Origin of the sequence: Streptomyces sp. NPDC053560 (assembly GCF_044544605.1) — a bacterium.
Classification (GTDB): domain Bacteria; phylum Actinomycetota; class Actinomycetes; order Streptomycetales; family Streptomycetaceae; genus Streptomyces.
Genome location: NZ_JBITXI010000014.1, coordinates 178,906 through 197,737 on the forward strand (window position 1 = coordinate 178,906; position 18,832 = coordinate 197,737).

Annotated in this window: 14 protein-coding genes; 3 read left to right on the forward strand and 11 right to left on the reverse strand. The window is 72.2% G+C overall.

The annotated features are described in order from the left end of the window. Positions 1–36: 36 nt before the first annotated feature. From ACIGQF_RS30650 to ACIGQF_RS30690, 9 genes are all read right to left on the reverse strand, one after another. The gene (locus ACIGQF_RS30650) at positions 37–858 is read right to left on the reverse strand and encodes an HAD family hydrolase (RefSeq protein WP_399716874.1); all 822 of its coding nucleotides are present in this window, start codon (positions 856–858) and stop codon (positions 37–39) included. Next, a complete protein-coding gene (serS, locus tag ACIGQF_RS30655) occupies positions 855–2,132 on the reverse strand; it encodes a serine--tRNA ligase (RefSeq protein ID WP_399716877.1) in 1,278 nt (425 codons plus the stop codon). The genes ACIGQF_RS30650 and serS overlap by 4 nt, the downstream gene beginning before the upstream one ends. Before the next feature lie 632 nt (positions 2,133–2,764). After that, positions 2,765–3,691: a prephenate dehydratase gene (pheA, locus tag ACIGQF_RS30660; protein WP_399716880.1), complete on the reverse strand. Its 927-nt coding sequence runs from the start codon at positions 3,689–3,691 to the stop codon at positions 2,765–2,767. Positions 3,692–3,839: 148 nt separating this feature from the next. Then, a complete protein-coding gene (efeB, locus tag ACIGQF_RS30665) occupies positions 3,840–5,144 on the reverse strand; it encodes an iron uptake transporter deferrochelatase/peroxidase subunit (protein ID WP_399716883.1) in 1,305 nt (434 codons plus the stop codon). After that, positions 5,144–7,294, reverse strand: a complete 2,151-nt coding sequence (locus ACIGQF_RS30670; protein ID WP_399716886.1) for a copper resistance CopC/CopD family protein — start codon at positions 7,292–7,294, stop codon at positions 5,144–5,146. The genes efeB and ACIGQF_RS30670 overlap by 1 nt, the downstream gene beginning before the upstream one ends. Positions 7,295–7,307: 13 nt before the next feature. Beyond that, positions 7,308–7,766: a copper chaperone PCu(A)C gene (locus tag ACIGQF_RS30675; protein ID WP_399716888.1), complete on the reverse strand. Its 459-nt coding sequence runs from the start codon at positions 7,764–7,766 to the stop codon at positions 7,308–7,310. Beyond that, on the reverse strand, positions 7,763–8,422 hold the full coding sequence (locus ACIGQF_RS30680) for an SCO family protein (RefSeq protein ID WP_399716891.1): 660 nt from the start codon (positions 8,420–8,422) through the stop codon (positions 7,763–7,765). Before ACIGQF_RS30680 ends, ACIGQF_RS30675 begins: the two co-directional genes overlap by 4 nt. A gap of 130 nt (positions 8,423–8,552) precedes the next feature. Beyond that, positions 8,553–9,347 carry a YcnI family protein gene (locus tag ACIGQF_RS30685; RefSeq protein ID WP_399716893.1) on the reverse strand — a complete coding sequence of 265 codons (795 nt, stop codon included), beginning with the start codon at positions 9,345–9,347 and terminating at the stop codon, positions 8,553–8,555. A 125-nt stretch (positions 9,348–9,472) separates the two neighbouring features. After that, positions 9,473–10,399, reverse strand: a complete 927-nt coding sequence (locus tag ACIGQF_RS30690; RefSeq protein WP_399716895.1) for a hypothetical protein — start codon at positions 10,397–10,399, stop codon at positions 9,473–9,475. 646 nt (positions 10,400–11,045) lie between these two features. Between ACIGQF_RS30690 and ACIGQF_RS30695 the strand changes: the two genes are divergently transcribed. The 3 genes from ACIGQF_RS30695 to ACIGQF_RS30705 all read left to right on the forward strand — a co-directional run bounded on the left by ACIGQF_RS30695 (position 11,046) and on the right by ACIGQF_RS30705 (position 14,850). Further along, positions 11,046–11,531 (forward strand): ATP-binding protein, encoded by a 486-nt coding sequence (locus ACIGQF_RS30695; RefSeq protein WP_361553126.1) that lies wholly within the window; start codon positions 11,046–11,048, stop codon positions 11,529–11,531. Positions 11,532–11,719: 188 nt separating this feature from the next. Further along, a complete protein-coding gene (locus tag ACIGQF_RS30700; RefSeq protein WP_399716898.1) occupies positions 11,720–13,981 on the forward strand; it encodes a tetratricopeptide repeat protein in 2,262 nt (753 codons plus the stop codon). 233 nt (positions 13,982–14,214) lie between these two features. Further along, positions 14,215–14,850 carry a TetR-like C-terminal domain-containing protein gene (locus ACIGQF_RS30705; RefSeq protein ID WP_399716901.1) on the forward strand — a complete coding sequence of 212 codons (636 nt, stop codon included), beginning with the start codon at positions 14,215–14,217 and terminating at the stop codon, positions 14,848–14,850. Positions 14,851–15,053: 203 nt separating this feature from the next. Here ACIGQF_RS30705 and ACIGQF_RS30710 read toward each other — a convergent pair whose 3' ends face one another. Both ACIGQF_RS30710 and ACIGQF_RS30715 read right to left on the reverse strand, forming a co-directional pair. Next, positions 15,054–16,529: an aminopeptidase P family protein gene (locus ACIGQF_RS30710; protein WP_399716904.1), complete on the reverse strand. Its 1,476-nt coding sequence runs from the start codon at positions 16,527–16,529 to the stop codon at positions 15,054–15,056. Between the two features lie 207 nt (positions 16,530–16,736). Then, a complete protein-coding gene (locus ACIGQF_RS30715) occupies positions 16,737–18,608 on the reverse strand; it encodes a SpoIIE family protein phosphatase (RefSeq protein WP_399716906.1) in 1,872 nt (623 codons plus the stop codon). Positions 18,609–18,832 lie beyond the last annotated feature (224 nt).

An 18,832-nucleotide genomic window follows, 5' to 3' on the forward strand; every position in this document is an offset into this window, starting at 1 on the left:
GGGCTGCCCCTCGGTCAGACTGTGACGGGCGAACGGTCAGACGGTGAGGAAGCGCTCCAGCACCACCGCGATGCCGTCGTCCGCGTGGGAGGTGGTGATCTCGTCGGCGACGGCCTTCAGTTCGTCGTGCGCGTTGGCCATGGCCACACCGTGCGCGGCCCAGCCGAACATCGGGATGTCGTTCGGCATGTCACCAAAGGCGATCGTGTCGGCGGCCTTGACGCCCAGCCTGCGGGCCGCGAGCGAGAGACCGGTGGCCTTGCTCAGCCCGAGGGGCAGCAGCTCGACGATGCCGGGCCCGGCCATGGTGACGCCGACCAGGTCGCCGGCCACCTCCCGGGCGGCCGCGGCGAGTGCGTCGTCCGAGAGCTCCGGGTGCTGGATGTAGACCTTGTTGATCGGGTCGGTCCACAGGTCGGCGGCGCTGTCGACCAGGACGTTCGCCAGCGGGCCCTCCTGGACGCGGTAGCCCGGGCCGACCACGACGGAACCGTCCAGGCCGTCCTGGCTGGCCGCCAGGTGCAGTGGGCCCACCTCCGCCTCGACCTTGGCGATCGCCAGGCCGGCCAGCTGCCGGTCCAGCGTCACCGACGTCAGCAGCCGGTGCTCGCCCGCGTGGTAGACCTGCGCGCCCTGCCCGCAGACCGCGAGGCCGTTGTAGCCCAGGTCATCGAGTATGTGCCGGGTCCAGGGCACCGCGCGGCCGGTGACGACGATGTGCGCGGCACCCGCCGCGGTGGCCGCGGCGAGTGCCTCACGGGTGCGCTCCGAGACGGTGTCGTCGGGACGCAGCAGCGTGCCGTCGAGGTCCGTCGCGACGAGCTTGTACGGGAAGGCGGAGGTGGCGGGTGAGGTCACTTGGCGACGGGCTCCAGGACTTCCCGGCCGCCCAGGTACGGACGCAGCATCTCGGGGACGCGCACGGAGCCGTCCGCCAGCTGGTGGTTCTCGAAGAGCGCCACGATGGTGCGCGGCACGGCGCACAGGGTGCCGTTCAGCGTCGCCAGCGGCTGCACCTTCTTGCCGTCGCGCATCCGGACCGAGAGCCGGCGCGCCTGGAACTCGTCGCAGTTCGACGCGGAGGTCAGCTCGCGGTACTTGCCCTGGGTCGGGATCCAGGCCTCGCAGTCGAACTTGCGCGAGGCGGAGGCGCCCAGGTCACCCGTGGCGACGTCGATCACCTGGAAGGGCAGCTCCAGGCCGTTCAGCCACTGCTTCTCCCACTCCAGGAGGCGCTTGTGCTCGTTCTCCGCGTCCTCGGGCGCGACGTACGAGAACATCTCGACCTTGTCGAACTGGTGCACACGGAAGATGCCCCGGGTGTCCTTGCCGTACGTGCCGGCCTCGCGGCGGAAGCACGGCGAGAAGCCCGCGTACCGCATCGGCAGCTTGTCCGCGTCGAGGATCTCGTCCATGTGGTACGCGGCGAGCGGGACCTCGGAGGTGCCGACGAGGTAGTAGTCGTCCTTCTCCAGGTGGTACACGTTCTCCGCGGCCTGGCCGAGGAAGCCCGTGCCCTCCATGGCGTGCGGACGCACCAGGGCCGGGGTCAGCATCGGCGTGAAGCCGGCCTCGGTGGCCTGCGCGATGGCGGCGTTGACCAGCGCGAGCTCCAGGAGCGCGCCGATGCCGGTCAGGTAGTAGAAGCGCGAGCCGGAGACCTTGGCGCCGCGCTCGACGTCGATGGCGGCCAGCGCCTGGCCGATCTCCAGGTGGTCCTTGGGCTCGAAGCCCTCGGCGCCGAAGTCGCGGATCGTGCCGTGCGTCTCCAGGACCGTGAAGTCCTCCTCGCCGCCGACGGGCACGTCGGGGTGGACGAGGTTGCCCAGCTTCAGCAGGAGGGACTGGGTCTCCTCCTTGGCCTGGTCCTGCTCGGCGTCGGCGGCCTTGACGGCGGCGGACAGCTCGCCGGCCTTCTTCAGCAGCTCGGCCTTCTCGTCGCCGGAGGCCTTGGGGATGAGCTTGCCGAGCGACTTCTGCTCGGCACGCAGCTCGTCGAAGCGGACGCTGGAGGTCCTGCGCCGCTCGTCGGCGGAGAGCAGCGCGTCGACGAGCGCGACGTCCTCTCCACGGGCGCGCTGGGACGCGCGCACACGGTCGGGGTCCTCACGGAGCAGGCGAAGGTCAATCACCCCACCAGGCTACCGGGGCCCGGGCAGGGCGCTCGACGCGATATTCGCCGTCGAGGCAATTTGTCCGGTTAAGAGTTGTTTATGTGCTGTTCTGGGAAGGCGGGGAATTGCGGGAAAGAATTCTCCGCCGGAGTCGTCCGTGCGCCTCCGGGGCGGCTGTCGGAAGAGTGGCGCGGGAGTGCTCCGGAGGTTGCCGCGAGGCTTCGGCCAGGTATTCCGTCGGGGCGTCCGGGCCTGCGTGAGCGGGGAGTTGGCGGGCCGTGCACGGCCACTTGTCCACAGCTTCGGGGTACTCCCGAAAAGTTATCCACAGGCTGTGTGTGGTTGCTGTGGAAGTCAGAAAGGGGGAGTCCGTTTCCTGAATCCCGGGCGAAGAAATCCTTGCCGAAACCCGCTTCCGGTACTCTTTCGTGTGGGATTTGCTCGCTCTAAAGGATTGTTCCTGGGAATTATGCTGACGAGCCCCCTGCTGGGCGGCTGTGCCCACCTGTGGACGGGTGTGGGGTCGGTAGGGCGATTTGTCGACTGTGCGACGTGCGGGAATCGACTTGTCCCCAGGTCGAGAACGGGGCCTGTGGATAACTCTGTGGACAGTCCTGTGGGCAACCTGGGGACAACTGCGAGGGGCCCGGTCAGGCCCGCCCGTCCAGGCATCGGGTCAGCCAGTCCGACGCCTCCACGAAGGCGTCGTCGGTGGTCTCGGAACGGACCTCGGCCACGACCTCGTCCGCACGCGGGTAGGAACCGAGGAACCGCACGTCCCGGCAGATCCGCTTCAGCCCCATCAGCACCTCGCCAACCCGCCGGTCGGTGAGGTGCCCCTCGCAGTCCACGGAGAAGCAGTACTGGCCGATGCCGTCACCGGTCGGCCGGGACTCGATGCGCATCATGCTGACCCCGCGGCCGGCGAACTCCTGCAGCAGCTCCAGCAGCGCACCGGGGTGGTTCTCGCGCAGCCACAGCACGACGGAGGTCTTGTCGGCGCCCGTACGGGCAGCGGGCCGCGCGGGCCGGCCGACCAGGACGAACCGGGTCGCCGCGTTCTGCGCGTCGTGAATGTCGGTGACCAGCGGCGTCAGCCCGTACGTGGCGGCCGCGAACTCGCCCGCGAACGCCGCGTCGTACCGGCCCTCCTGGACCAGCCGCGCGCCGTCCGCGTTGGACGCCGCCGACTCCCACACCGACTCCGGCAGGTGCTCGCCGAGCCACTTGCGCACCTGCGCCTGGGCCGCGGGGTGCCCGGTCACGGTCTTCACGTCGGACAGCTCGGTACCGGGGCGGGCCAGCAGCGCGAACGCGATCGGCAGCAGCACCTCGCGGTAGATCATCAAGTGCCCGCCGGCGGCCAGTTCGTCGAGGGTGGTGGTGATGCCGCCCTCCACGGAGTTCTCGATCGGCACCAGCGCGCCGGCCGCCTCGCCCGCGCGGACCGCGTCCAGCGCGGCGGGCACGGACACCATCGGCACCAGCTCGCGCGTCGCCGCCTCGGGCAGGGTGCGCAGGGCTGCCTCGGTGAAGGTGCCCGCGGGCCCGAGATACGTGTAGCGGCTGGCCGACATCCGTTCACTCCTTCTCCGGGGCTCGCTTCTGTCCCGGGCCCTTACCGTACTCGCCCGCCGGAGGCCGTCAGGCGCCACCGACGCCCGCCCGCCGTCGCCGACCGCCCCGTACCGCCCGAAGCGGCCCCGCAGCCCGGCACGCGGCCGCTCAGCCCTCCAGCAGTGGCTGGCCGACGTACCCCGACGGCTCCACCGCCGGTACCGCGTACAACCCGCTCGCCTCGTGCCGGAGGAACGGCGAGAGCGCGTCCCCGCGGTCCAGCTTCCGCTGGATCTGGGTGAAGGCCCGGAGCGGGTCGGCCTGCCAGGCCATGAAGAGCAGCCCGGCGTCCGGGGCGCCGTCGTCGCGGAAGCCGTCGTGGTAAGAGAACGGGCGGCGCAGCATCGCGGCGCCCTGGTTGGACTCGGGTGCCGCGATACGGGCGTGCGCGTCCGCCGGGATGACCGGGGAGCCGTCCCGGCCGGTCTTGTTCAGGTCCATCGGGGTGTGCTCGTCGCCGCCGGACAGCGGGGCGCCGTCGGCCTTGCGGCGGCCGATCACCCGCTCCTGCTCGGACCGCGACTTCTTCTCCCACGAGTCCAGCAGCATCCGGATGCGGCGCAGCACCACGTACGAGCCGCCGCGCATCCACTGCTGGTCCGCGTTGCGCCCCACGAAGACGCGCTCCTCGAAGTCCTCGTCGGACTGCTTGGGGTTGTTCGTGCCGTCGACCTGGCCCATCAGGTTGCGGGTGGTCATCGGCTGCGCAGTGGCCCCGGGACTGCGGTTGAAGCCGTTCATCTGCCACCGCAGCCGCGCGGTGTCCCCGGCCTCCTTCTGCAGCGCGCGCAGCGCGTGGAAGGCGACCAGCGCGTCGTCCGCGCCGATCTGGATCCACAGGTCGCCGTTGCTGCGCTTCGGGTCCAGCGCGTCGGCCGAGAACGGGGGAAGCGGTTCGAGCTGCATCGGGCGCCGCGCGGTCAGCTCCGTACGGCCGAAGAAACTGTGGCCGAAACCGAAGGTGACGGTGAGGGAGGCGGGGCCCGCGTCCAGCGCCACACCGCTGTCGTCGGCGGGCACCTCGCCGGCCATCAGCTTCTCGGCCAGCGCGGACCAGCGGCGCAGCAGACCGGCGGCCGCCTTGCGCCCCGCATTCGGGGCCAGGTCGAACGCGACCAGATGGCAGCGGGCCTGCATCGGGGTGGTGATGCCCGCCTGTGGTGTACGGCGGTCGGCGCGGAACGCGACCTCGGACGCGCCCAGCGTGCTGAGCTTCGGCGCGTCGTCCTGGGCCGCCACGGTGCCGAACGCGCCGCCCGCGCCGCCGACGACGAGCCCGGCGGCCCCGGCGGCGCCGACCGTGCCGAGGAGGCGGCGGCGGGAGAGCGCGCCGGGCGCGGCGTCCGCGCCGGACGCCGCGGAATCACCGGCGGCCTCGGCCGCCCCGGCCGTCTTGGTGGAGTTCTCGGTCATCAGTTGATCTTCACGTTCCTGGTCTCGGTCACCTGATCGATGTCGGAGGTGCGGACTACAAGGGAGAGCTGCCAGGTGCCGGCCGTCGGCAGCTGCACGCCCCGCGCCGTCCAGTGTCCGGTACCGGTGTGTTCGAGCGTGGCCGGGAGCGGTCCGAGCTTCTTGGCCTTCGAGGTGAAGGAGACCCGCACCTCGGGGACGTCGCGCGCGGCACCGTCGGGGCCGGAGATCCGCAGGTGCAGGACGTTGGCCTGGCCGGTGCGCGCCGGGTCCAGGTCGAGCCGCGCGGTGCCCTTGCCCTTGGGGCCCAGCGTGTCGAAGGGCACGGTCACGGAGACCGGCCGGGCGGCCTCGGCGAACTGGCCCGAGTCCCGTACGGCCTGCTCGGTGCGGGCCGGTTCGGTGGAGGTGAGGACGGTGGTCACGGCCAGCAGGACGACGGCGATGCCGGTCTCGGTGAGCACGGAGCGGCGCAGTCCGTACCGCACGGGGTCGGCGTCCCGTACGCGCTTGCGCCGGGCGTCCGCGACGGCGGCCCGCTGCCGGGCGAGCTGCGCGGCGCGCTCGGGGGAGGGGTCGGCCCCCTCGGGAGTGGCCTCCTCGACGGTGGTCTTCCCGGCGGCGGTGGCCTTTCCGACGGCGGTCGCTTCCGCGGTCGCCTTCGCCCCGGCCTGCTCGGCCCCGTCCTGCTCCGTGGCGGCCTCCTCCGCCGTGGCCTGCTCCGCGGCCGACGACGCCACCGCTACGGGCTCGGGAGAGCCGCCCTGGGCCGGGACGGCACCGGTGCCGCCCTCGCCGCCCGGGGCGGCGCCCATGCCGCCCCCGTCGCCCGGTACGGCGGCCGCGGCGGGTTCGGCGAGCCGGCCCGTCCACCGCCGGGACGCCCACGCGACCCCGACGAGCACCACGACCAGGCCGACCTTGATCAGCAGGAGCTGCCCGTACGAGGTGTCCGTCAGCGCCCGCCACGTGCCGACCTGCCGCCAGGACTGGTAGACGCCGGTGACGACGAGGGTCAGTACGGCGGCGAAGGCGAGGCGGGAGAAGCGCCGCACGGCCGCGGCCTCGATGGCCGGGCCCCGGTACAGGGAGACCAGCAGGGCGGTCAGCCCGCCGAGCCACACGGCCACGGCCAGCAGGTGCACCACGTCCACCGGCATCGCGACGGCGGTCTGCAGGCCGGTCGAGGCGTGCTCGGCCATCGCCCAGGTCGCGGCGAGCCCCGCCGCGACGACCGCGCCGCCGACCCCCAGCCCGAAGGCGAGGTCCTTGCGGCGCTTCGTGTCGCCCTCCTCGTCGGCGCGTGCGTACGCGCCGAAGAGCACCGCCATGAAGAGCGCGGCCGCGGCGAGCAGCAGCACCCTGGAGACCAGCGCGCCGCCGGGCTTCGTGGTCAGCACCGCCTTGAGCCCGCCGAGATCGAACACGTCGGCGAGATCGCCGGACCCGGTGTACGGGGCGCGCAGCAGGAGCAGCACGATGGTGGCCACGGTGAGCGTCGCCCAGCTCCACACCACCAGCCGCTGGACGGGGCGGTGGCGCGCCGCCGGCGGCCGGCAGGCCAGCACGAAGCACGCGCCGCCCACGAGGAGCGCGAACGCCGCGTACGCCACGTACCGCGCGATGCCGTACAGCGCGCCGACCAGGCCGCCGCCGGCCTCTTTCTGGGGCACCACGGCGGCGGACTTCGAAGGGGCGCCCACGGAGAACGTGAACGCGCCGGAGACCGGGTGGCTGTCGGCCGACACGGCCTGCCAGGCCACCGTGTACGTGCCGTCGGGAAGGCCGGGCGGCAGCCCCGTGCCGTACTTGACGGTGCTGCCGCTGCACAGATCGAGCAGCTTGCCGCGGTCGATGCGCTTGCCCTTGGGGTCCAGCACCCGGATGGAGTCGTCGCCCATCGAGACGCCTTCGGAGAAGGACAGCGTGACCTGTGGGGGCGCCTTCTGCAGCACCGCTCCCTGCGCCGGCGAGCTGTCCGTCAGCGCGGCGTGCGCGGACGCCGGCGCGGCGCCGCCCAGCAGCACGCCGAGCAGCGCGGCGGCGAGGACCAGGAGGCGCAGCGCCGCGGCGGTCCGGCCGCGGCGCGGTTCGGCACTCGGGCCGGGCCTGCGGGCCCCGGCCGCGGCGCGGGGAACGGTGAGCGTCATGGCGTAACTCCCCCTACTGGTGCCCGGCGTGCTGCGGGTTGTAGTTGGTGGCCTTGACCGGCATCTCGGCCTTGATGGGCTTCGCCTTGTCGAAGTGCAGCTCGACGGAGATCTTGTCGCCGTCCTCGGGCTTCTTCTTCAGCGCCATGAACATCAGGTGGTTGCCGCCGCGGGAGAGCTTCAGCTCGCCGTGCGCGGGGATGTCCAGGGACTTGACCTGCTCCATCTTGGCGCCAACGGTCCGGTGGATCGTCACGTCGTCGGAGAGGTCGCTGGTCACCGAGGTCAGCTTGTCGGCGGTGCCCCCGGTGTTCTTGACGACGAGGAAGCCGCCGGCCATGTCCTTCATGACGGGCTGCGGCATGTACGCGCCGGAGACCTTCAGTTCGGGGGCGCTGTCCCCGCCGCAGCCGGCGAGGGTGAGGGCGGCGGTGGCGGCGAGCGCGGCGGCGCATGCGATACGGCGGTTCACGGGTTCTGCCCCTTGATGATCTTGGGAAGGGCGTGGGCGTAGTCCTCGGCCCCCGCGTCCTTCATGCCGAGCCAGTGGATCCTGTCGTCCTTCGGAGAGGCCATCAGGACCTGCAGCCCGTGGTCGACGATGATGTCGCCGTTCTTCTTCTTGACCGGCTTGGAGACGCCGACGTTCACGGCCGAGGCGGCGCCCTGGATGGTGTCGAAGTCGCCGGTCAGGCCGATGATGTCGCCGCCGAAACCGTTCAGCCAGGACTTCAGCCGCTCCGGGGTGTCCCGGTCCGGGTCGGTCGTCACGAAGACGATCCGCAGCTTCTTCTGCTCCGCCTTCGGCAGCTGCTTGCGCGCCACGTCGATGTTGCCCATCACGGCCGGGCAGGCGTCGGGGCAGTGGGTGTAGCCGAAGTAGATCAGCGTCGGCCGCCCCTTGGTCTCCTCGATCAGGTCGTACTTCTTGCCGTCGCTGTCCTTGAGGACCAGGTCCGGCTTCTCCATCGGCTCGTCGAGCGTGACGACCGGCTTGGACTGGGTGCCGGAGACGCTGGCGGCGGGGCCGCCGGCGCTGTCGCTCCCGCTGTCGCTGCCGCAGGCCGTGAGGGTCAGTGCCGCGGCGGCCACGAGGGCGGCGGCCGCGAGCTTGGGTGTTCTGCGCATTACTGAGTGATATCCCGTATGTCCGTTGGTGGTGCCGACCGGGTGCGCCACCGGCCGGGAATGCCGGGCCGGTGGCGTGCTGTGGCGGCCGGATCGCGGTCCGGCCGCCACAGGTGGTGCGGGGGCCGGTTCAGCTGGTGCGGCGGCGGCCGGCGAGGACGCCGAAGCCGACGCCGACGACGCCGACCACGATGCCGATCACGCCCAGCACGCGGGCGGTGTTGTCGGTGCCGCCCTCGGCCGCTGCCGTGGCGCTCTTGCCTGCGTCCGTGCCGCCCTTGTCGTCCTGGGCGCCCGCGGTGTCCGTGCCGCCGCCCTGCTCCGCCTCGTCGGCGTCGACGAGCTTGAGGACCGGCGCGGGGTTCTCGGGCTCCGGCGCGCCCTCCTTGGCGGGCTCGATCCAGCGCACGACCTCCTTGTTGTCGTACGTCTGGAGCGCCTTGAAGACGAGCTGGTCGGTGTCCTCGGGGAGGGCGCCGAGCGAGACCGGGAACTGCTGGAACTGGCCGGGCTCGATCTTGCCGCCGGACCAGGTGATCTTGGTGACCGCCTCGGTGAGCTTCTCGCCGTGCGACTCGATCGGCTTGTCCAGCTTGGACTTGGTGACCTTCACGTCCCAGCCCGGCACCGGCTGCGGCATCGCGGACGCCAGCGGGTGGTCGGCGGGCAGGTCGACCTCCAGCTTCACGGTCGAGGCGTCGTCCCGCTCGTTGGGGACCTTGAAGTCGACGGTCGCGTAGTCGCCCTTGGCGGCCTGCCCCGGCTGCACGCTGACGTGCGCGAAGGCGGGGCCGGCGAGCAGCAGGACGACGCCCGCCGCGGCACCGCCGACGACGGGGAACCGGCGCAGCGCCGTACGGCGGCGGGCGGGAGCGGTGGCCGGGATGGCGGCCGGGGCGGTGCTCGACAGCGTGGTGTCCGACATGACGGAACACTCCTCAGACAGGAGAGAAGGAAGGCTGATGATGGCGCGCGTGCGGCGACGGCACGTCAGCCCTCCGGACCGTGTCCGGGAACCCGTCCTGCGGGCATGCGTGAGCTGCGTGTGCGTCAGGCCGCGAGGGCGAAGTGGGGCGGTCCCCGCCTGACCACACTGTGCTGCAGCGCGAGCTCTTCGGGCCCGGCTTTGTCATGCTCGTACGAAACGGAGGCGCGCGGAGTAGGGTCCGCGGCGCCCAGCAGCCCGGCGCACAGGGCGTGTACGAGGCGCAGCGCGGTCCGCAGCGCGCTCATCGAAGCGGCGGCCGTGGCCTCCCGCGCGGCGGGCGCGGACAGCCGTACCAGCCGCCACAGCGCGGCCTCGCCGCGGCGCAGCAGCCAGCCGGCGGCCAGCGCAGCGAGCAGGTGCCCGAGCAGCATGGGCAGCGACGGCAGCAGCCCGGTCAGCGAGCCGAGGCCGAGGTGCTGGGCGGCCGCCGACAGCCCGCCGCCCGTACCGGTCGCACCGTGCGCGGCCATGTCGTGTGCGGCCATGCCGCCCTGCCCGGCGGTGCCGTGGGCCATGGCGGCGTGCGCCGTCGAGCCCTGTGCGGCGTGCGCACCTGCGGCTGCTCCCGCGGGGTCGATCCCGGCATCCGCGAGCATCTCCCTGGCCCGCGTACCCGTGAGGCGCGTCGAGCCGAACCCGCAGGTCATCTGGCGGGCGAGCCCGATCGCCGCACGGTCGCTCAGCCCGTTCACGCCGTCGGCCGGCAGCCGTACCGCAAGGCCGCGCTGGCCCAGCATGAAGAGGGCGTGCAGGACGAGCTGCCCGAAGGCGAGCGCCACGGCGATCCCCGGAAGCGAGCGTTCGCGGCCCGCAAGAGGTACGGCGACGGCCAGCACTCCGAGGCAGCCCGCGCCCAGCGTCCACAGAGGGACGGTGGCGCAGGAACCGATCATGTGCCCCGCGGCGGCCAGCGCGACGCAGGCCGCGGTGAACACCGCGGCCCTCAGCAACCGCAGATCGGCCGCGGCGCGCCCCTCGGGGGAAGTCATGACGGCCGCCATCATCCCACTGCACGTACCGGACGCATACGGCAGGGCGGACTGTCCCGGACACGGTGAGGCCGTGCGCGTGGCGGGGCGGGGGCACCCTCTGCGGTGATGGCGCCGTTCCGAGATGGCCGTCGCCGGGAGACGGGTAGGAGGCAAGGGACGGCCGACTGGGAGAGGCGGCGCGGGGCGCCGTCCAGAGGCCGTAGCCGATTCCGGACATTCCGGCGGCCCGCCCGGGGGCGTCCCGAGGGTGGCTACAGATATGCAGACGGCCGAGCTGCCGCGCTTCTCATCCGTACATGCGCAACCGTTCGCACTTCGACAATCAGTAGAAAGATGCAAACGGTCGTAGACGGACAGTAAGCGGTTTCAAACGGTCACTCGACCTGGGCTGCGACCAGGTCGTGACCAGGAGCGTCCGCCCCGGCCCACCCCGGGGTCCCCGCAGATCCGCGGAAGATCGGCCGGAGTGCCGCTACCGCAATTGCAGGGGCGCACGAAGGGGCGCGCCCCTGGGCCTTTTACACCGGTACGCTCAGTGGCCGCGTCCGCCGAATGGGCGGAGTCACGTCAAACCCACGCTTACCGACCATGGAGCGCGGCAATACGTATCGATATGTCGAGCCGCGGCCAGGAGGCTGGAGCGATGAGCATCTGGTGGTCCCTCCATCTTCGGCGGGAGGCAGCGAGCGTGCCGCTCGCGCGCCGTCTGCTGCTGGGGACGATGGAGACCGCGGGCGTCGACCCGGACGTCTGTTACGACCTCTCGCTCGCCCTCACCGAGGCCTGCGCGAACGCCGTCGAGCACGGCGACGGCACGGCCGAGGAGTACCGCGTCACCGCGTTCATCGACGGTGACACGTGCCGTATCGAGGTCACGGACTCCGGGCCGGGCTTCCACGACCGGGCCTCCGGGCCCGGGTCCCCTGAACGTTCCCCCCGGACGGAACCCGCACCGCCCCGCCGACACGCCCCCGCCCCCGCTCAGGCCGAGCACGGACGGGGGCTCTTCTTGATCGAGGCCCTCACCGACCAGGTCCGCTACCGCAACCGCACGGGACGCCGGGGCGCCGTGGTCAGCTTCGACAAGGTCCTCAAATGGCGCGAGGGCGCGCTGCTCCAAATGCCGTGACGTTTCTCCTGGGGCGGGTCCGTGGGGTGGCGGGGGCGCCGCACCGTTCCGCCGTGCGGGCGTCGGCCGGTCGCGCCGTGCGGACGTCGATCCGTCTCGCAGTGCATGCTTCCCCAATGCCCTGACCAGCGTCAGTCTCGTGATCTACGCTGAACTCCCGTGCGGTACACGGCGGGAGGGGGAACGGTGTGAACGGCGGCGATCCCGGTACGGGGGGCGGTACGGGTACGGGCGGTGGCCCCGGGGCGGGAGGTGGACCCGCTGCGGCCGGTGGCCCCGGCACCGGCGGCGGCAATGACGCCAGGGCCCTCGGCCATGGCCGGGTCTACCAGGCGTCCGGCGACCAGCACATCATCGAGCACCATCACCATGGCGCCGGCAGCCCTGGTGACGGTTCCGGCGGTGGTGCGTGGTCCGGCCTGGACTCCGTCCGCTGGCCCTCAGTGGGCCGCGCCCCCTCGGTCCTCCGTGACCGCACCGACCTGATGGACCGCCTCCGCGCCGGCGTCGCGCCGGGCGCCGGCGGCCAGGTGTACGTCCTGCACGGCCTCGGCGGCTGCGGCAAGACGGCCGTCGCGTACACCCTCTTCCAGCACGCGACGTCCCAGGCGGGCCGTGTCGGCCTGTGGGTGAACGCCTCCGACACCGCGTCCCTGCGTACGGGGATGCTCGCGGTGGCGGCCGACCGGGGCGCGGGCGACGGCGAACTGACCGCGGCCCGCAGCGGCCTGCGCGCCGCCGCCGACCTGGTCTGGGACCACCTGGACCGCTCCGACCGCCCCTGGCTCCTGGTCCTGGACAACGCGGATGACCCGGCGGTGCTCCGTGACGGCGGCTGGCTCCGTACCAGCCCCCGCGGCACGGTCCTGGTCACCACCCGCCAGGCGGCCCGCCACTGGTGGCCCGGCGCGGAACTCCTCCAGCTCGGCGTCCTCCCGAAGGCCGACGCGGCCCAGGTCCTCTGCGACCTGGCCCCGGAGGCCGGCACCTTGGCGGAGGCCGAGGCCGTCGCCGAACGCCTGGGCCGCCTCCCCCTGGCCCTGACCCTCGCCGGCGGCTTCCTCGCCCACCAGGTCATCGACCCATGGACGATGACCCAGTACGGCGCCAACCTGGACGGAGGGGAGGGGCTGGACCCGATAGAGCTCCTGGACCAGGGCGCGGCGGCCACCGGGGGCGGCGACTCCCGCCACCTGGTCAGCAGCACATGGCAGTTCTCCCTGAACGCGCTGACCTCACAGGGCCTGCCCGAGTCGGTCACACTCCTCCGCCTCCTGTCCTGCTGGTCGGGCGACCCCCTGCCGCTGTCGGTCCTGTCCGGCCTCGACATCGGCGAAGCCCTCCCGGCCCGCCGCGTCGAAGCGGCCTTACGGGGCCTCCTCGACCAGTCCATGGCGGAGCTGGTCCCGGGGAGCGTGCGATGCCTTCGTAGTCACGGGATATTGCTCGACAGCGTGTTTCGCGGTACCCCCTCCGAGCAGCACGAGGTGCTTGTCACCACGGCGGCCCGGCAGTTGGCGGCCGCGCTCCCGGACGTGTCAGAACCTCGGAGGAACGATCCTCGGACGCCCCTCCTGGTGCCGCATATGGTCGCCCTGCTCAACAGGCTGGCCGGGCGGGCGAACGTGGCACAGCAGACCGCGGTGGCGGTGGCCGAAGCAGCGCTGCGCCTCGTGGTGGCCCTCCACCGCGACAGCGACTACGCCCCCGCACTGACGGTCGTGCAGCGGGCGGTGGGCCTGGGAGAGCTCCATTTGGGAGCGGACCACCCGCTGGTCCTGAGTCTCCGGGAGCGTCTGGGGAGAGTTCTCTTCCGGCTTGGGCGGTACGAAGAGTCCGAGGCGTTGCACAGCCGGGTGCTCGCGCATCGCGAGCGCGTGCTCGGCCACGACGCCCCGGACACTCTGACGAGCTGCCTTGCACTGGTGTACCCGCTACAGCCGCTCGACCGGCTGCCCGAGGCCATGACGCTCATTCGCCGCGCGGTGACGGGACGTACGGTCGCGCTCGGGCCCGCACATCCTCTGACGCTTCAGGCGCGGACATTCCTGCTGGACGTGCCGACCGGTGCGGAGCTGGAAGCGGAGGTCGACGGGGGAGCAACCCTCCTCGAGGACTGCCACCGGGAGCTGGGGCCGGACCATGTGATCACAGTGATCAGTCAGGTCGTCTACGCTCGCGCGCTGTTCTTCGCCGGCCGTCCCGAGGCGGCGCTGAGCGCCTCGCGGGAGGCTGTGGCGTCGTCCGAGCGGCTGCACGGGCCGGACTATCCCCTCTCCCTGAACTCGCGTTCGCTGCTGAGCTCGGTCCTGCACGCGCTCGGTCAAACCGCAGAGGCCATCGAGCAGGGGGCCACCGTTCTGGAAGCGCGCACCCGGACTCTCGGCTCGGCACATCCCTGGACCCTGCACGCCGAGGAGCTGCTCGCAGAGTTCCGAGCCGGGGCGTGACGAAAGAACAAACGCGCCCCGGGCGCACCCCCATGCCGAGTCCCCCGTGCTCGGCGTCCCCCGGTGGGTGCGCCTCAGGGCGCAGGCGCTAACGCGAAGTGACTCGCGTTAGCGATCTGGACAATACTTCGTGTGATCGATCGCTGGCAATCCGGAGTGCCTTCATGAGCACCACGCAGCACCCCCCGGGCAGAACCCGCCCCGGGGGCCGTACCGCGCGTACACGGGAAGCCGTGTTCGCCGCTGTCTTCGACGAGCTCGGCGAGGTGGGGTTCGCGGGACTGTCCATGGAGCGGGTCGCTCAGCGGTCGGGTGTGCACCAGGCGACGATCTACCGCCGCTGGCGCTCCGTGGAGGGCCTGGTCTGCGGGCTGCTGACCCAGCGCAGCGCCGATGTCATCCCCATCCCCGACTCCGGCTCGCTCTGCGGCGACCTGCGCGCGCTGGCCCGCGCCATCGGCGCGTTCTACGAGGACAGGCGCAACCGCGCGATGATAGAGGCCGTCGTGTCGGCGGCCGCCCGCGATCCGCGCGCGGAAGAGGTACTGCGCGACTTCTTCGAGGACCGGCTGGGCGTGGCAGGCGCACTGGTACGACACGCGATCGAACGCGGCGAGCTGCCCCCGGGCACGGACGCGCCGGCGGTGGTCGGCGCCCTGGGGGCGCCGTTCTACTACCGGATGCTGGTGGTGCGTCGCCCGGTGGACCTGGAGCTCGTGGAGTCCGCCACGTTCGCCACGTATGCGGCAGCGAAGGCGGGCGCGTACGTCCGTACGGAGAGCCTCCGCGACGTACCCGTGGCGCGGGAGCGGACGGCGGGAGACGTGCCCCGGCCGCGCACAGGGGAGGCAGGGGAGACCGGGGAGTAGGGGCCTCAGGGAGCTCAGAGGCCCCACGAGGCTCAGGGGACTGATGAGCGGGTCGTACCCCGCTCCGTGGCCCCGCGTCGTGATCGCGCTTCGTGGTCCCGCGTCGTGGCCCCGAACCGTGAAGAACGCCGGACGGCCGGCGCCCCACCGAGAAGGGGGAGCGCCGACCGTCACGAAGGGGGCGTTCGGGAACGCCGGGGGAGTCAGCCCTTCAGGCCGGCCATCCACTCCTCGACCTCGTCGGAGCGGCGCGGCAGCGCCGACGAAAGGTTCCGGTTGCCGTCGGCCGTGACGAGGATGTCGTCCTCGATGCGGACGCCGATGCCCCGGTACTCCTCCGGCACCGTCAGGTCGTCGGCCTGGAAGTACAGGCCGGGCTCGACGGTCAGGACCATGCCCGGCTCCAGCGTGCCGTTCACGTACGACTCGGTGCGGGCGGCCGCGCAGTCGTGGACGTCCAGGCCGAGCATGTGACCCGTGCCGTGCAGGGTCCAGCGGCGCTGGAGCCCCAGCTCCAGTACGCGCTCGACAGGCCCCTCGACCAGGCCCCACTCCACCAGGTGCTCGGTGAGCACGCGCTGCGCCGCGTCGTGGAAGTCGCGGAAGCCGGCGCCCGGCTTCACCGCCGCGATGCCCGCCTCCTGCGCCGCGTACACCGCGTCGTAGATCTTGCGCTGCACCTCGGAGTACCGGCCGTTGATCGGCAGGGTACGGGTGACGTCCGCCGTGTACAGCGAGTTCGTCTCCACGCCCGCGTCCAGCAGGAGCAGGTCGCCGGAGCGGACCGCGCCGTTGTTGCGGACCCAGTGCAGCGTGCAGGCGTGCGGCCCGGCGGCGCAGATCGAGCCGTAGCCGACGTCGTTGCCCTCGACGCGGGCCCGGAGAAAGAACGTTCCCTCGATGTAACGCTCGGACGTCGCCTCGGCCTTGTCCAGGACCTTCACGACGTCCTCGAAGCCGCGCACCGTCGAGTCGACGGCCTTCTGCAGCTCGCCGACCTCGAAGTCGTCCTTCACCAGGCGCGCCTCGGAGAGGTATACGCGCAGCTCTTCGTCGCGCTCGGCGGTGACCTTGTCGGTCAGCGCCGCCTCGATGCCGGCGTCGTGGCCGCGTACGACACGGACCGGCCCGGTGGCCTCCGTCAGCGCGGCGGCCAGCTCGCGCACGTCCTTGCAGGGCATGCCGTACAGCACCTCGGCCTCGGTGAGGCTGTGCCGGCGGCCGACCCACAGCTCGCCCATGCCGTTCAGCCAGAACTCGCCGTTCTCGCGGTTGGAGCGGGGCAGGCGGTACAGCGTCGCGTCGTGGCCCCCGGCGCTCCCGGCGCCGCCGTCGCGCGGTTCCAGGACCAGGACGCTGTCGTCGGTCTGGTCGCCGGTGAGGTAGACGTACTCGGTCGCGGCGCGGAAGGAGTACTCGGTGTCGTTGGAGCGGGTCTTGAGGTTGCCCGCGGGAATCACCAGACGCTCGCCGGGGAACCGGCGGGAGAGCGCGGCGCGCCGCTCGGCGGCGTTGGGAGCCTGCTCGACAGGCTGGAGGTCGCGCAGTTCCGTGTCGGCCCAGCCGGACGTCATGTTGTCGGCGAGCTCGTCGGATACGCCCGGGTAAAGGCCGTTCTTGCGCTGCTTGATCGGCTGCTCGTCCTCGTCCGGGGTCTCCGGAGTGAGCTCGTCGGCCACGGTGCCTCCTCGTCGTTATTGGACGCTTTCCATCGTATGTGCGGATGGAAAGCGGTCCAGAGGGAGGAAGCTGTGACTTGTCAGGCACTCTGTCCTTGGGACGGATGGCCTTCGGTCCGCGTCGGGTTTGGCAGCTTTTGTGTGGATTTACTTGTTTCCCTGGTTCTCAAGCTGCCGCACGCCCGCCAGTCCCCGGCCCCCTTGAGGTCAGGCCTCGAAGCGGGCCGCCAGCAGGACGACGTCCTCGGGTGAGGTCTCGTCCGTGAGGCCCTGCGGCAGCATCGCGCGTACGAGGTGGTCGACGAGGGCCTCCGGGTCCTCCCGTACGGAGCGGGGCAGGCTGGCCGCCGCGGCGTGCAGCCGCGCGAAGGCCCGGTCCACGGGCTCGCCCGAGCGGTGCAGCAGCCCGTCGCTGTAGAGGAGAAGGGTTTCTCCGGGCGCCGGCTCCAGCTCCACGCTCGGCGCCTCCCAGCACGAGAGCATGCCCAGCGGCGCGGACAGCGTGGTCTCCACGAACTCCGTACGGTGCTCGCCGACGATCAGTGGCGGGCAATGCCCTGCGCCGGCCAGCACGATCTTCCGGGCCGGCGGCCCGCCGAGCGGATCGGTCACCGGCGGCTCGGCGAACGCGAACAGCGCGGTCGCGCTGCGCGCCGGCTCGGTCAGCCGCAGCAGGAGTTCGAGGTCGGAGAGGACCGCGACGGGGTCCTCGCCCTCCATGACGGCGTACGCGCGCAGCGCGGCCCGCAGCCGTCCCATGGCACCCACCGCACTCGGCCCGGAGCCGGTGACGGAGCCGACGGACAGGCTCAGCGCGCCGTCCGGGAGCGGCAGCGCGTCGTACCAGTCGCCGCCGCCCTTCGGGCCCGTCGAGTGCCGTACGGCGAGCCGGACGTCGGGTACTCGGGGGAGCCGGGCGGGCAGCAGTTCCGCGTGCAGGGCCCGCTCCGAACGGCGTCGGCGGTCCAGCTCGATCAGACGGGAGAGGTGCGCGGCGGCGTACGAGCGGTACAGGGCGAGGAGCCGGCGCCCGCGTTCGGTGGGCTCGGCGGGCCGGTCGTAGAGCCAGACGGCGACGCCGAGGGGGCGGACATGAGCCGCATCTGCTGCTGAGGGGCGGCGCTGCCCGGGGGCGAGGGGATGCGCGCCTTCGTGGGGCGTCACCCCCAGGGCTTCTGCAGGCTCTGCACCGGAGGCGCCTACGGAGAGGGCGTCTGCTGCGCCCTTCTCGGGGAGCGGTTCGACGAGCAGCGGTACGGCGTAGCTCGCGGCGTAACCGAGGCGGGCGGCGACTTCCCGCAACCGGGGGTCGAGGCCGGGCTCGGCGGAGAGATCGGGCTGGGAGAGCTCGCAGAGCCCGAAGGAGGCGGCGGCAGGAGGGCCAGGAGGGGCCGGACGAGCGGCAGGGGGATCGGGAGGGCCGGGAGGGCTGAGAGGGGCCTGGGTGGGGGCAGGTGGCCCCGTAGCCGAATTCGCGGGGGCGTCCGCCGAGGGGCCGGCCGAGCCCGTTCCGTGGGCGGTCGCTCCGGTCGGCCTCGCCACATGCACGGTCGACGCGGGCGATGCCCCTGACCCACCGCTGCCCGCCCCGGCCGTCCCCGTCCCCCCGCTGCTCGTGCCGTCCCCCGGTACCGCTGCATTCGGTAGCGCTGCGTTCGGCACCGCCGCGTTCGGCACCCACGCCTCGTGGCCGTCGAGCAGGCGACCTACCGGTGTCGCGCGGCGCGGCACCGTCTCCAGGTGTCCGAGGTCGGCGGGGCCGAGGCCCAGGCCGACGGTGGTGTCGGCGCCGAGGCCGTCCGGCGGTTCGAGGGTGACCAGGCCCCGGCGCGCGCCGACGAGGAAGGCGCCGGCCCGGAGGAACTCGTCGAGCGCGCTGTCGAGGGTGTCCGTACGAGCCAGCCGCTCGGTGAGGTCGTGGAGGGTGGTGAGGTCGGCGAGCCAGGCGGTCAGCCGTTCGTGAACGGCGGCCGGTTGAGTGGCGGAAGAAGTTTCCGGGGCTGTGGGGGCCGCAGTGTGCGCCGGGCCGGTAAACGTAGGCTCGATTCCGGCCACTTTCGGAGCGTGGGGGGATGTCATGGCCTGCGGCTTACGTCAGTCTGGGCGTCGTCCCAGGTGAGGCCGTCGGCCAGGAGGGCTCGCAGTAGGGGAATGCGGGCAATTGTCGTATTTGCCCGCCAGTTGGTTTCGCTCAATAGCATCGCAAACCCCCATGTCATGCTGCTCCGCTATCAATGGGTCCACATGTACACGCAGCGATGTTGCGTGTCCAGCACTGTCCTGGTGAGGATTATGGTGTCAGT

Bases quoted from the DNA above. Each gene is read 5' to 3' on its own strand.
- pheA (WP_399716880.1), bottom strand. From the start codon at position 3,691: ATGTCGGCCAGCCGCTACACGTATCTCGGGCCCGCGGGCACCTTCACC.
- efeB (WP_399716883.1), bottom strand. From the start codon at position 5,144: ATGACCGAGAACTCCACCAAGACGGCCGGGGCGGCCGAGGCCGCCGGT.
- ACIGQF_RS30670 (WP_399716886.1), bottom strand. From the start codon at position 7,294: ATGACGCTCACCGTTCCCCGCGCCGCGGCCGGGGCCCGCAGGCCCGGC.
- ACIGQF_RS30680 (WP_399716891.1), bottom strand. From the start codon at position 8,422: ATGCGCAGAACACCCAAGCTCGCGGCCGCCGCCCTCGTGGCCGCCGCG.
- ACIGQF_RS30685 (WP_399716893.1), bottom strand. From the start codon at position 9,347: ATGTCGGACACCACGCTGTCGAGCACCGCCCCGGCCGCCATCCCGGCC.
- ACIGQF_RS30690 (WP_399716895.1), bottom strand. From the start codon at position 10,399: ATGACTTCCCCCGAGGGGCGCGCCGCGGCCGATCTGCGGTTGCTGAGG.
- ACIGQF_RS30695 (WP_361553126.1), top strand. From the start codon at position 11,046: ATGAGCATCTGGTGGTCCCTCCATCTTCGGCGGGAGGCAGCGAGCGTG.
- ACIGQF_RS30715 (WP_399716906.1), bottom strand. From the start codon at position 18,608: ATGACATCCCCCCACGCTCCGAAAGTGGCCGGAATCGAGCCTACGTTT.